This is a genomic window from Proteus sp. G2609 (assembly GCF_963896135.1).
Lineage (GTDB): Bacteria > Pseudomonadota > Gammaproteobacteria > Enterobacterales > Enterobacteriaceae > Proteus > Proteus mirabilis.
In genome coordinates this window covers 86,032-99,197 of record NZ_CAWQNB010000004.1, presented here as the reverse complement: position 1 = coordinate 99,197, position 13,166 = coordinate 86,032, and the positions used below count along the sequence as shown (strand labels likewise).

Below are 13,166 nucleotides of genomic sequence, written 5' to 3'. Positions count from 1 at the left end.
ACCTATCTGCAGTCCAGTTGTAAAAATTGAATTTTCTCGAGCGATAGATCGGCGTTTAATGTTGCTTGGCACTGTTCGGTAGCACTATTCCCCCATTTGGCTTGTAGTTGACTACTTGCAGGTACACCATTTAGGAAAACCTCACCATCATTAGCCACAATCCCACTGGAAATCACTTGTCCATCTTGGCTAATTTCAACTTGGCTACCAAATGGTAAAGGTTTACCGTTATAAGAGAGGTTCACTAATACTCTTGCACCCTTGCGAGCTTTAAAATCGGCTAAAACAATCGCGCCTTTTGTTGGGATCACTGTTGTTGAAGTGAGTTCCACATCGTTGTTTCCCTTTAAGGAAGCGGGATCAACCGTTACTCTATTGCGTTCATAACGGGAAACGTTAGGGATAACGGCATAACCTTGAGCATTGGTATATAAACTTTGTGCACTGCTAATTTTCAAATGATCAATATCTTCCGCTTTGATTAAAATAGCGGAGTCATAGATAGTGCGGGATGGGGTTATTCCATCTTGATGGATTAATAACGCGCCAGTTGCTCCCCAATTCACTGACTGGAAACGTTTATCATAGTTATAACCAGCACTGATTTCGCCACCTGAAGCACTATAACTACCATTGATAGCACCGCTATATTCTTGGCGAGTATGGTTATAGTTTTGCGAAATATCATACTGAAGATTGTTATCTTCGAGACGAGTACCACTTAAACTCACAGAACTTATCGAATCACCTTGTTTACTGGTGTTATAACGATAACTTAACCAATTGTTATTGCTGGTCATATTGAACGGCAGGTTAAAGTTAATCGATAAAATTTGATCGGTTAATTCACTTTCTTGCCGTTTATTATAGGCATAAGAAATACTATAACTGAGTGAGCGATAATTAGAGTTAAAGCTTAGGTTGATATTGCGATCGACTCTATCTTGATACCAATAGTATTGCTGATAACCATTTAAAGAGAGGTAACCAAGCTCTCCTAATGCTTGCGATACTGAGATCTGAAACTGTTTTTTCTTACGATAAAGCTGTGAAAAGCGTTCATTCGTGGTTGAAAAATCATAATAATCTTTAGTTGAGTAGCGATAAGACGCTAATGAAAATCCTGTTTTGGTATCCGGTAAATATTTTGAATACTGGACACGATAAGATTGCCCTTGTGCTTTATGGTTATCGATAAGCGTGGTATTTGCATGAGTTATATCGGCTGAAATCGCCCCTAAATACCCCATATTTACGCCGGCACCTATCGCATAAGCTTGATAATCTGCTGAAAGTAGCGTACCTCCATAAAGGGAAAAATTATAAGGTAAGCCGTAAATGGCAGAAGCTTGTAAAAAGGTCGGTTTTCGCTCTGCGCTATCAACATTATATTTCCCCAAGTCGAGACTATATTTTAAGTTCCCAGCTCGTTGCATCATGGGGACTGCAGAGAAGGGTTGGGAAAATGTACGTTTGCTCCCATCAGCTTCTTCAACAGTCACTTGTAAATCACCACTATAAGAGGTGGGATAGAGATCTGATATTTCAAATTCACCGGGGGGAACAGAGGTTTGATAAATAACACTATTATTTTGGCGGATAGTCACCATTGCGTTGCTTTGTGCAATTCCTCTCACAACAGGAGCAAAGCCACGCTGACTTTGTGGCAACATGCTTTCATCTGAGGCTAATTTAATACCACGATAAGGAACACTTTCTAACACATCATTACTTGATGCGGTTTCACCTAGTGTTAATCGACTTTTTAAACGGCGGATATCGCGTTCAACGTAAGTTTGTAGACTGTTCCATTCTGCGGCGTTATCACTATTTTTGTTGTAAGTGCTGTGATTACGTACACGCCAAGCGCCTAGATTAATACCACTGCGCAATCCTAAAAAGATATTGTCACTGTCTTTTTGGTCTCTATACCAATATTTATTCTGACGATAGGTGTAATTAATAAAGGCTGCATTAATCCCATCATTCCATTCTGTGGGAGATATATAACCTTGCCCATAGTTATATAATGCAATTTGTGGGATCGAAAATGATAATCGTGCACGTGAAAAATCATATTTATATGTAGCATTAGGAATAACACGAGCAATATCCGTTATTTTACTACTATCAGATTGTTGGCTAAACGCGTCTGTAACGGATCCTTTGACTCCCCAATTGAGTAAATCCTGTTTACTGATTTCAGGCGCCAGCACTTTTTTATCGTCATCAAAAATAAAACGAATTTGACGATTATCGATAAGTTTATCATTAAGATAAATATCGACAGAATAGACACCAGGAAGTTGTCCTCCTGCATAGGACAGGTAATTCAGGCTGTTAATATCTGCAACGTGATTTTCGATACCTAAATTAAGTGCTTCAGGATTAAAAATATCTTCAGCAAGAACAGTATAAGGGAATAAAACAGTCGTGATAGCAATAGCTAACACTCCACGACGATAAAGATTATCTGCCATGTTGATGGGTAATCGTTTTGTAGATACTGCTATCATAGAAAAAGTCATCGCCGTATACTCTTAATTTAATACTTTATCTACAGTCGCACCGTAATCATTGATAAATTGAACGGTAACTTTCTGCGGAATATGATTTTCTTTTAGCAAGACCACTTCTTGGTGAGGATTAACAAAATCATTAAATGGGTAGCGTTTATCACCCACTAAGATATGTTTAATTGTCAGGTGATACGGCGTATCGTTATTTATTACTAACCCTTTATTTTGTTTAGATAATTTCACCTTATCAAAATCAAGCGGTTCAATATCATGGGCACGGAGAAACAATTTAAATTGAGAATTAATCACTAATTGGAGTTGATTCTCTGGACTTTTTTCCATCGGTGGAATGGATTTGATATTGAGCCAATAAACCACTTCTTGGTTTGACGCCAAAGGTGCTCCGGTATATGAAATTCGCGCCGTGCCTGAACTATCTGGCTCAATACGAAATAGTGGAGGTGTTGCAATAAAAGGTGTTTTTTCATCACCTTGATAAGCTGAAACCCAACTTTGAATTAAATAGGGTTTTTCCTTATCTGTATTCATAATTGGAATACTGATTTCACGTAGATTATCGTCATAGACAAAACGTGTTCCTCCCACACTTATTCCAGCAGCTTGGCTAGCCGTTATGAGGGAAAATAGTAAAAATAATATTAGGGAAATATTCTTTTTCATAAGTGGCCATAAGTTTGAGGAGAGGTGAGAGGGTAATGGTGATTACCCTCATATTTATCATTTATTATTTATATTGGATGCTATATACAGCAGAGCCATTGGCAGGGCCTGGTGTTGCCGCATCAGTTGCTTTATAACGAGCAACGTAGTCTAGGTTAATTTCCGTACCTGTGATCTGTACATCTTGTGAATCGTCATACAGTTTGATTTGGGAAACAGCATCTTTCTCAAATAACGCGATACCTACGTTAGTTGCGCCACCAGAAACTTGATCTATAGCTAAGATATCTCTGTCGCTTGCATCACGAGTACCGCCAAAACGTACGGCTACCGTGGTATCAACAGGGCAGTCGATTAATTTAATGGTAAAATCTTTCAGGCCAGCAACTTCCCCTTTGGTTGCTAAGCTTTTAGAAGAAACTTTGCCTAAGTCGACGGTTAAGTTTTTAGAAGAGCCATCAACAGTACATGCTTGATCGGTTATTTCTCCCGTAAAGTTAATTGTGCCTGATGCTAAAGCAGCAGGTGCTGAGAATATAGAAAGAGTCACTCCTAATGCACAGAGTGATTTATTTAATTTGCTCATGATCGGTCCTATATAAAAAGTAAGTGAACTTACTTTTTAATCTATTTATAAGTATATATGTGTATAAATTTATTTGCATAGACAGTATGCCGATAAAATATAACACTGCTAATTTTTTAAGTTAATAAACATTTACATGAGTTTTTTTGTTCTTACATCAAATTATTTAATATGTCGTAATTTAATTAAAATGATTTTTTATTAAAAATTTTTAGATATTTGTTGAATAGCTAATTGTTGATAATAAACTTTGCAAGTTTTCATTAATAAATGAATTTTTATTCAAATATAAATAGAATTTATATTCCTTCTCTTTTTTATGCGTTATTAATTGTTTTATTGTTTTTTTATTCAATTCATCTTGAATAAAAATAAGGGGGAGACGTGCATAACCTAAACCATGCTGAATTAAGCTAATTGCTGTCTCTACCGAGCCAACTTGAATGACTTGGGCTTGATTATCAGTATCGGGTGAATCAGGAGAAAGAGAAATACAGCTATGTTTTTGTAATTCCTGCAATAATTCCTCATCTTGTAGTTTCTGTAATGGGCTATCTGGATGTGATACTAAGGTAGTTGTAATGCTTTCTAAAACAATAGGTTGCAGTGATTTAATATAATAAGGTGACACAATTAAATCATATTCTTTTTGCGCTAAAATTTCTGATTTGCTGAGAGAATTCCTATAAATATTAATATCATACTGTTTATTCTGCTTAATAAATTGTGAGATTTTATTTAAAAAAAGATCAGCGACATACATTGGGTCAATTAGTACGTTAATTTTTAACTTATTGTTAAATTTGATGTTTTTTGCTTTTTTTTCTAGAGATAATGCTTTTTCTGTCACTTCTCGAGAAAGTGTTAGCAATAGTTCTCCCTCAGTAGTTAATACTGCGCGTCTTTTTTCTAAAGAAAGTATTTCTATACCCAAGGTTTGTTCTAACTTATTGATAGTATAGCTAATTGATGATTGAGTCCTATGTAACACATCAGCGGCTTGAGCAAAGCCACCGTAATCAACAACAGCTTGTAAGGTGATCCATTGGTCTAATGTTGTGCGGGATTTTTCCATAATGGAGTCCTTCTTATTATTGTTTATTAATAATGCATTTTAAACGAAGCTAGCAATATATCTTAGCATTGTTAATAGGTAATAATACGCATTTTTTTTGTGAGTTAAAAAAATATTAACATTATAAGTTGTAATGCTACTTTTTAATTAGAGAAGAATATTTATAGTTATTTTTTATTGTTATCTTTGAATATAACACTTAAATTTTTATTTTTTTATATGTAATTTTTATAACTATTGTTTTTATTTTCATTAATAGTCCACTTAAGTTTTAGTATTTTTTTAATATAAATTGTTAATTGATGTTTTATATTTTTTATTTGTGTTTTTTACTTTTCTTTTTTCATTTTATTTTTTTTATTTTGTTTTTATTAAATATAAATATTAATTAATTTCTTAATTACTTATTTTTTTAATAAATATGTTTATCTATTATATTTAAAAATAAAGATAAAAAAGAAATTGGCCAAGTTAGTGTTCACCTCGTGTGAAGAGAAAACAAAACTGCGTATATAATAAATTAATAAACTCATCTTTTTTAGACTGCTTGTTGGTGTTTCATATAGCAATTTGAATGATTTTTGCTACGTCACGCTGATGCAGCAAGGAAAAGGAGAGGATAATGATAGGTTAAAAAATAAACTAAAATTATTTGACTTAAGTTAAACAAAAATTAAATATGATAAAAATAAGTAAAATAAAATATCGAAAATAGTATTTTAATACTCATTTATTGAGTAAATTTAAGTATAAAAACGTATTTTTGTGATCTTTAGCAATAAAAAAAGATAGGCGTGTTTGCACAAATTTTTGAAGAATACAGAACAAAGATGGCTTTTTATATTGCAAAAATTGATAAAAATTAAAATAAGAGAAAACAGTAAGCAACTAAGATGGTCGCTATTATTTCTTAATTCTTTACTTAGTAAGAAGGATCTTTGGTAATAAAAGAGATCTCTATAAGTAAATAGAAAACTAAGTAACATTTTCTGATGTTCATATTCTAATATTATATAATTATATATCGATAAAATAGTTTCGTTATGTTACTAATCATCAGTTTCATTAAACAAAAAAATGGAAAAAGTTATTAGTAGTGATACGTCAAAACTGAGGAAATGCCTATTGTAGCGCTAAATTTGTCATACCAATAGCTATCTAGAACAGGTTGTTTGCATTGAATGCTAGGCGCATAACAGTGGTAAGAAGAGTGGTAACAAGAAGCAAAAATGCCACTATTTTGGTTTTTTCATTTAAATTAGTGGCATTTTTATTCAAAGTAATAGATGTAATTGACTACAATCCGCCTACTTCTCTCGGTGCTGCACGCATTGAAGTACTAATGGTATTACCCACCATATCTACCCGTGCTTGGAACGGCGGGAACGGTAATGGAATGCCATGCTCTGCAAAGGCTAGCAGAATATTTTGATGGATCTCATGTCTGGCTGGCATTCTATGTCCCATTTCTGCGGCATAAACACGTAACTCGAAGATTTGGATCCCTTGTTGTAGGTCAACCAAGTAAACCTCAGGAGCAGGGTTGTCTAAAATCATGGTAGAGCGTTTAGAGGCTTCTAATAAAACATTGGTCACTTGTTCACTATTGCAATCAGCTGGCGCAGGGATGGTCATCACGATACGTGTAATAGAGTCTGATAATGACCAGTTAATAAATTGCTCTGTAATAAATGCTTTATTAGGCACAATGATCTCTTTTCTATCCCAATCGGTGAGCGTGGTGGCTCGCGTATTGATTTTAGAAATATTCCCAGTCAAGTTACGGATAGTAACGGTATCACCAATACGAATTGGCTTTTCAAACAAGATCATTAACCCTGAGATAATGTTGGCAAAAATTTCTTGTAAGCCAAAACCAAGACCTACCCCCATAGCCGCAATTAACCATTGTAGTTTTGACCACTCAATACCTAATAATGAGAAACCAACAATACTGCCTATTAGGGTGATGCTGTATTTAGTTAAAGTGGTAATGGCGTAACCTGTACCAGGTGTTAGATCTAAGTGTTGTAAAATTGCCAGTTCAAGCAGTGCTGGCAGGTTTCTTACCAATTGTGCCGTGATAATAATCACTAATATAGCGACTAAGATAGACCCCATGGTAATGGGCTGGATAGTATTGACGCCATTAACAGAGGAAGTCACATCCCATAGTCGGATATTATCGACAAAAGAGAAGGCTGTATTGAGCTCTGACCAGAGTAAAATCATAGACACGAGTGCAATCATGGTCAGAATAGAACGTACTAGACCAATAGATTGTGCACTAATCGCATCAAGGTCAATGGCTTGATCTTCCAACTCTAAGTTAGCGGTACTCTCACCACTGCTACCAACAATGGTATTCTCATCTTCCCCTTTAGCTCGTTGAGCTAAAATTTCTGCCCGTTTTTGTTTGGCTCGTTCAAAGGCAAGCTTACGACGTTGGATCAGCATCCATCGTTGAATAATATGATAAATAATCAGCAAGGCAAACCAAATCGCCACAGACATCTCTAAGCGACCCAGTAATACAATGGAGGTTGAGAGATAGCCTAAGATAGCCGCGAGGGCTGCAAGAACAGGGGCAACAAGCAAGAACCACCATAAAATGGTATTTATCACATTATCACCAGAGCCATGTTTATCTAAGTAAAGCGGCACATGTGCCTTTTTTAGGCTTGAGGTAATAAAACTTAAAGCAATGCACAATAATAAAAAGCAAAAACGTCCAACTGTTGGCGCAAATTCTCTGTCACTATAGTATTCAAAGGTGATAAGCGACATCATTAACGGCACAATGACGAAAATCGACAGTTGATAAAAGCGCATCGCTTTTTTCACACGACTCTCTTTCCATTTAAATTGCGCGATAAATAACCCATTAGGGCGAGCAAAGGTAGCACTTATCATAAATAGCCATAGCACGGGGGCTGCGGCAGTTACACCATAACCAATCGCTCCCGCCATGGGATAACGCCATTCGACACTTTGTAAACCATATCCTACGGCAGACCATAATAGCGGTAGTGGTAAGGCGATTAATATTGACCAAAATACGGTACGCACCGTTAATGAGAAATGATCTTGAGTGACTTTACCAATGCGATTACTGACTCTTTCAAGAAACGCATTGTAATGCTTACGGGTACGAAGACTAAAACCGACAATAGATAGGGTGACCAGTAGATAGATAAAGGTATCTTGGTTTTTGAGCATGTTAACCGCAGCATGCCCTAATTGTGAGAAAGTATCTAATGAGAGTAGGCGAGTAATATCTTTAATTAATAAAACCGGATAATTGAGTTTTATTGGGCTGATATCGGCCACCCAGAACATATAGCGGTTTGTGGCATCTTTTGTCTCTTTTAAGGCATCCGCAAGTTGTGTTGTGGCTACTTTGAGTTTGGTTAACTCTAAGATTTGGGAGTCATAACCGGATAAAAGAGAATTGAGTAACTCTTGGCGCGCTTGAATGAGAGAGTCAAAAATATATTGCTGAGCTTCTGGTAGCTTTGAGCCATCGGCAGTTTCAGGAGGCTGGATTTTGCCTAGGTTTTCTAGCATCTCTTCATAGCCTAATCGCTCAACACGTAACTGAACGATATCTCTATCCAGCTCTTGAGAGCGGGGCATTTCAGGTAAGCGAGCCAATTGTGTTCTTAATGCTTCACCTAATGCCGTAGAGCCACTTAACCATTGGGCTTGCTCTCGAATGGTTGTGAGTGTCTGTCTTACTTGTTGGGTTTGTTGTGTTGTTAGACGCTGTTTTTCGGTTAACTCACTCATTTCTTGCGTCTGTTTATTGAGGATCTGAGAAAGTTGACGGTTAGTCTCGATTTGCTTAGTCAGAAACTCGGGGAGTTCGCCCCCTTGCTCGGCGAGCATTTCTGTCTTTTCTAAAGCGAGATCTGCCACTTCTTGGCGCTTAATATTCAGTAAACTACGCAATTGTTGCAGTTGTACATCAAGTCGTTGATAACGTTTTTTAAATAGCTCCAAGCGCAGTCGAGTAATTTCTTGACGATTATTAGCAGAAAGTTGCGCCATTTCCAGCTCATTAACCATCGCTTTTCGTGCTGTGACTTCAGCTTGGGTTAATTTATTTTGTGCTTCTGCTAGTGGGGTGTTTGATGCCCCTATTGCCGCTAAACGCGCCGTTGCATCACTTAGTAAACGACGAGCTTCTGAAAGTTGCTGAGGGAGTAAATTGAGTGATTCGCTGATTTCACGGCTTTTATCTTGCTCTTGTTGTTGTAGCCGAGCTTGTTCCATCAGTTGGCTACTCACTTGAATGATTTTTTGCTCAAGCTCAGGAATAGTAATTTTTTCTGGAATTGTTGGAACTGAGTGACTCTCTTCGAGTAATTTAGCCCTTAACTCTTGAGTGATCTGCGGATATTCATCAATAGTCTTTTGATAATTATCCGCATTAACTTGAGCTTTTTCACCATCATTTATCCAATTGATGGTGCCTTGTAGCGCCTGAACAGTTTCAATATCTTGAGGATTAGTACTGCCTTCAAGTTGTTTGATATCTTGACGTAATTTATCAACATCCGCAGCAAACACCGAAGTATTGAATGAGATAGTCAGAAAAAAGCTAAAAAGTAGACTGATTATCAGGCGCACAAGGTTTACTCCGAATTACGAATTATTCATTAATGGTATTATTATCGCAGGCCTTATGATCAGTGCCTGTGGCATTAATGATAGAGCCTAGTAGTTCTCCCATTAATGTTACAGAGCCGTTCATCAGATCTTTATTTAATTGAACACTATTTTCAGGGAAGAGGTTAATAACGGTCGAGCCTAATTTAAAGCGTCCCATCTCTTCACCTTTTTTCAGAAATATAGCGCCAACTTTATCCGCTTGAGGATAAGTCCAACGTTTAATAATACCTTCACGTGGTGGTGTTACCATGCCACACCAGACCGTTTCAATACTCCCTACAATGGTCGCTCCAACAAGAATTTGTATCATGGGACCAAATTGGGTGTCAAAAAGGCAAATAATACGTTCATTACGAGCAAATAAGTTAGGAACATTTGCCGCAGTTAAAGGATTAACAGAAAAGAGATCGCCGGGGACATAAATCATCTCTTTTAATAACCCATCGCAAGGCATATGAACACGGTGGTAATCCCGTGGTGAAAGATAGGTTGTAATAAATTGTCCATGGCGGAACTGGTCGGCCAAGGTAAAATTACCTGCTAGCAACGCTTCAAGGGTGTAAGAGTGCCCTTTGGCTTGTAAAATTTGATCGTCTTGGATCTGACCAAGCTGACTGACAGCGCCATCTGCGGGGAGAGCCAGTTGGTTATCTCCTTCAACAATAGGGCGAGCGCCATCTTTTAATGCACGAATAAAAAACTCATTAAATGTTGCATAAGCCTGAAATTGGCTCTCTTTCGCTTCATTCATATCAACTTTATATGCGCGAGCAAACATTTTGATAGCAAATTGAGTAACGCTACCTGCTTTTTTATTGGCAAACCAACCAGCTAGCTGTGTTAGCCATAATTTAGGCAATAGATACTGTAGTTTAATTTTTAGCTTGTCCAAAATGGCAACCTCTGGGATCGAACGATAAAAAATCGACAAAAGGGGTCTATTGTACCCACCCTTAATAGGGTTGTCAGTGAATCTATGCTTAAGAGTCTAAATTAATATTTTTACGCACTTTCACCTGACTCATACTTTCTAAAATACGATGATAGTTTTCAAATCGGGTTGGTGCGATTTCACCTTTATCTACGGCTTCGGTGATCAAGCAACCCGGATCGTCATTATGCTTACAATCACGGAATTTACAGCCTCCTAAGAAAGGTCGAAACTCAATAAAACCTTTGGTCACTTGCTCAGGTGTTAAATGCCACAAACCAAATTCACGTACCCCCGGTGAATCAATAACATCGCCTCCTAGAGGGAAATGGTAAAGGCGCGATGCGGTGGTGGTATGTTGTCCAAGCCCTGAGTTGTCAGAGACTTGATTGACCAGAATACTTTCTTCCATTGGTGGTAAGAGAGTATTGAGAAGGCTCGATTTACCCACACCTGACTGGCCAGCAAAAATAGAGATGCGGCCAATTAATGCTTGAGTTAATGCTTCTAATCCCTCTTTGGTATAGCTTGAGACTTCAAGCACTCGATAACCAATATCTTTATAAATTTGCATCCACTCACTTACCATCGCTCGGCTTTCTGCATCTAACATATCGACTTTATTCAATACAATAAGGGGTTCGATATTTAAGGTTTCACAAGCCACTAAGTAGCGGTCGATAATATTAAGTGAAAGCTCAGGTAAAATGGCTGAAACAATAATAATTTGATCAATATTAGCGGCAATAGGCTTAATACCATCATAATAATCTGGGCGAGTGAGTACAGAAGTACGCTCATGAACAGCTTCTACAATGCCATTGACGCGCACATTTTCTTGGGTTTGTAATGCAGGGCGCCACACCACTCTATCGCCTGTGACTAGGGATGAAATAGTACGGCGAATATTACAACGGGTAATAGAGCCATCTGCAGCTTCAATATCTGCATGTTGCCCAAAGCGACTGATAACGAGGCCTTCGGTCGCTTCGCCTAATTGTGTATCGTCTAATTCAACGTGATTTTTTTTCTCTTTGCTTTGCAAACGCTTTTTATGATTTTCTTGTACTCGGCGTTGCTGGCCTTTAGATAATTTACGTTTTGTCACCGATCCTCACTTGTGTTATTCGGTTAGATGTTCTTTTGTCGTGCTTATTGAGTAAACGCGCTATGATAAAGGTTAAAATATCATGTCTCACTCTAAGAAACAGCTAGGATATATTATGTCAAAAAGCGAGAACAATCTTATCTGGATAGATCTGGAAATGACCGGCCTTGATCCTGAACGCGATCGTATTATTGAAATTGCCACTATCGTCACCGATCCCCAACTTAATATTTTAGCTGAAGGTCCCGTTATTGCCGTACATCAATCGGATAAATTACTCGTCTCGATGGATGAATGGAATACTACAACACATACGGCAAGTGGTTTAGTTCAGCGGGTTAAAGAGAGTCAGTATGATGATGCAGCTGCACAACAAGCCACTATCGAATTCCTTGAAAAATGGGTGCCACAGGGTGCATCACCGATCTGTGGTAATAGTGTGGGGCAAGATAGACGTTTTCTATTTCGCTATATGCCTGAATTAGAAAAATATTTTCATTATCGTTATCTCGATGTCAGTACACTAAAAGAGTTAGCTCGTCGCTGGAAACCTGAAATCCTTGAAGGATTTAAGAAAAAAAATACTCATCAAGCGTTGGATGATATTCGAGAATCTATTGCTGAATTAGCCTATTATCGCCAAACCTTTATTAAAGAGTAGAAATTAGCGGATTGATGGCTGATATTGCATCATTGTGACGATTTTATCGTCATGCAATCAAAAAAACGCATTTTTTTACTGATAAGGGCTTGCGGTTAAGCATTTTTCTCGTATAATGCGCTTCCCGTACCGATGAAGAATTTCGTTTGTACGGGTGTAAGAAAGACGCGGGAATAGCTCAGTTGGTAGAGCACAACCTTGCCAAGGTTGGGGTCGCGAGTTCGAGTCTCGTTTCCCGCTCCAATCTTTCTTCGATAGTTATCAGTATTAGCGACGCGGGAATAGCTCAGTTGGTAGAGCACAACCTTGCCAAGGTTGGGGTCGCGAGTTCGAGTCTCGTTTCCCGCTCCAAATATTTCTTCGATAATTATCAGCACAAAACTTACCAAATGCGGGAATAGCTCAGTTGGTAGAGCACAACCTTGCCAAGGTTGGGGTCGCGAGTTCGAGTCTCGTTTCCCGCTCCAAATCTTCTTCCAAAGACTTCAATAAACTCAGTAAATTCTTATAAATCAAAGCGTTTGTCGTAATAGCATTAGCTAAGCTGTTTTTAGAAGTCGGCCTGTCTCTCTATGATAAGAATATACAGTAAGATATTTTTACCCTAAAAGTCGCCGAGTAAGCAGGGCTTGCATGTCTCGTCTGCCATCCGCAATAATAAAGATAACCACTTGTTTTGCTATTGTGTGATAGATGACACGATAAGGTTTAAAAAAGATTTGCCGATATTCACGAATACCTAAACTTTGTAATTCCTTTGGAATACTGCCTTTCATAGGAAAGTTAGCCTGTGTATTAGTGACCTTAAGCAGCTCATCTAATACATAATCTGCATTATCTATGCTGTCGTGGTCGGCAATATAGTTATAGATGTTCTCTAAGTCTGTTTCGGCATCTTTCGTCATTACCACTTTATAGGACGCCATTACGA

9 protein-coding genes and 3 tRNA genes are annotated in these 13,166 nt (G+C 37.7%); 4 read left to right on the top strand and 8 right to left on the bottom strand.

Annotation, left to right across the window (positions count from 1 at the left end; translation table 11 throughout):
• Nucleotides 1-2 precede the first annotated feature (2 nt).
• The 7 genes from AACV01_RS01705 to rsgA all read right to left on the bottom strand — a co-directional run bounded on the left by AACV01_RS01705 (nucleotide 3) and on the right by rsgA (nucleotide 11,574).
• Entirely contained in the window at nucleotides 3-2,528 is a 2,526-nt protein-coding gene (locus AACV01_RS01705; RefSeq protein WP_161682333.1) for a fimbria/pilus outer membrane usher protein, read from the bottom strand.
• Nucleotides 2,529-2,540: 12 nt separating this feature from the next.
• Nucleotides 2,541-3,200 carry a fimbrial biogenesis chaperone gene (locus AACV01_RS01700; protein ID WP_004246313.1) on the bottom strand — a complete coding sequence of 220 codons (660 nt, stop codon included), beginning with the start codon at nucleotides 3,198-3,200 and terminating at the stop codon, nucleotides 2,541-2,543.
• A 64-nt stretch (nucleotides 3,201-3,264) separates the two neighbouring features.
• Nucleotides 3,265-3,786, bottom strand: a complete 522-nt coding sequence (locus tag AACV01_RS01695; RefSeq protein WP_004246312.1) for a fimbrial protein — start codon at nucleotides 3,784-3,786, stop codon at nucleotides 3,265-3,267.
• A 211-nt stretch (nucleotides 3,787-3,997) separates the two neighbouring features.
• Nucleotides 3,998-4,861: a LysR family transcriptional regulator gene (locus AACV01_RS01690; protein ID WP_063108944.1), complete on the bottom strand. Its 864-nt coding sequence runs from the start codon at nucleotides 4,859-4,861 to the stop codon at nucleotides 3,998-4,000.
• A gap of 1,296 nt (nucleotides 4,862-6,157) precedes the next feature.
• Nucleotides 6,158-9,493, bottom strand: coding sequence for a miniconductance mechanosensitive channel MscM (mscM, locus tag AACV01_RS01685; protein WP_041701521.1), 3,336 nt, complete (start codon nucleotides 9,491-9,493; stop codon nucleotides 6,158-6,160).
• 22 nt (nucleotides 9,494-9,515) lie between these two features.
• Nucleotides 9,516-10,427, bottom strand: a complete 912-nt coding sequence (asd, locus tag AACV01_RS01680) for an archaetidylserine decarboxylase (RefSeq protein WP_004246309.1) — start codon at nucleotides 10,425-10,427, stop codon at nucleotides 9,516-9,518.
• Nucleotides 10,428-10,515: 88 nt separating this feature from the next.
• Nucleotides 10,516-11,574 carry a small ribosomal subunit biogenesis GTPase RsgA gene (gene rsgA, locus AACV01_RS01675; RefSeq protein WP_004246308.1) on the bottom strand — a complete coding sequence of 353 codons (1,059 nt, stop codon included), beginning with the start codon at nucleotides 11,572-11,574 and terminating at the stop codon, nucleotides 10,516-10,518.
• A gap of 115 nt (nucleotides 11,575-11,689) precedes the next feature.
• Between rsgA and orn the strand changes: the two genes are divergently transcribed.
• From orn to AACV01_RS01655, 4 genes are all read left to right on the top strand, one after another.
• On the top strand, nucleotides 11,690-12,235 hold the full coding sequence (gene orn, locus AACV01_RS01670; RefSeq protein ID WP_150452889.1) for an oligoribonuclease: 546 nt from the start codon (nucleotides 11,690-11,692) through the stop codon (nucleotides 12,233-12,235).
• Nucleotides 12,236-12,402: 167 nt separating this feature from the next.
• Nucleotides 12,403-12,478: transfer RNA gene (locus AACV01_RS01665), tRNA-Gly, on the top strand.
• Nucleotides 12,479-12,510: 32 nt separating this feature from the next.
• Nucleotides 12,511-12,586: transfer RNA gene (locus tag AACV01_RS01660), tRNA-Gly, on the top strand.
• 40 nt (nucleotides 12,587-12,626) lie between these two features.
• A tRNA-Gly gene (locus AACV01_RS01655) sits at nucleotides 12,627-12,702 on the top strand.
• A 132-nt stretch (nucleotides 12,703-12,834) separates the two neighbouring features.
• Here the strand turns inward: AACV01_RS01655 and AACV01_RS01650 are convergent.
• Entirely contained in the window at nucleotides 12,835-13,161 is a 327-nt protein-coding gene (locus AACV01_RS01650) for a type II toxin-antitoxin system RelE/ParE family toxin (protein WP_150452890.1), read from the bottom strand.
• Nucleotides 13,162-13,166: the final 5 nt, after the last annotated feature.

Coding starts and splice junctions, on each gene's coding strand:
- AACV01_RS01695 (WP_004246312.1), bottom strand. CDS start 3,786: ATGAGCAAATTAAATAAATCACTCTGTGCATTAGGAGTGACTCTTTCT.
- AACV01_RS01700 (WP_004246313.1), bottom strand. CDS start 3,200: ATGAAAAAGAATATTTCCCTAATATTATTTTTACTATTTTCCCTCATA.
- AACV01_RS01690 (WP_063108944.1), bottom strand. CDS start 4,861: ATGGAAAAATCCCGCACAACATTAGACCAATGGATCACCTTACAAGCT.
- AACV01_RS01705 (WP_161682333.1), bottom strand. CDS start 2,528: ATGACTTTTTCTATGATAGCAGTATCTACAAAACGATTACCCATCAAC.
- AACV01_RS01650 (WP_150452890.1), bottom strand. CDS start 13,161: ATGGCGTCCTATAAAGTGGTAATGACGAAAGATGCCGAAACAGACTTA.
- orn (WP_150452889.1), top strand. CDS start 11,690: ATGTCAAAAAGCGAGAACAATCTTATCTGGATAGATCTGGAAATGACC.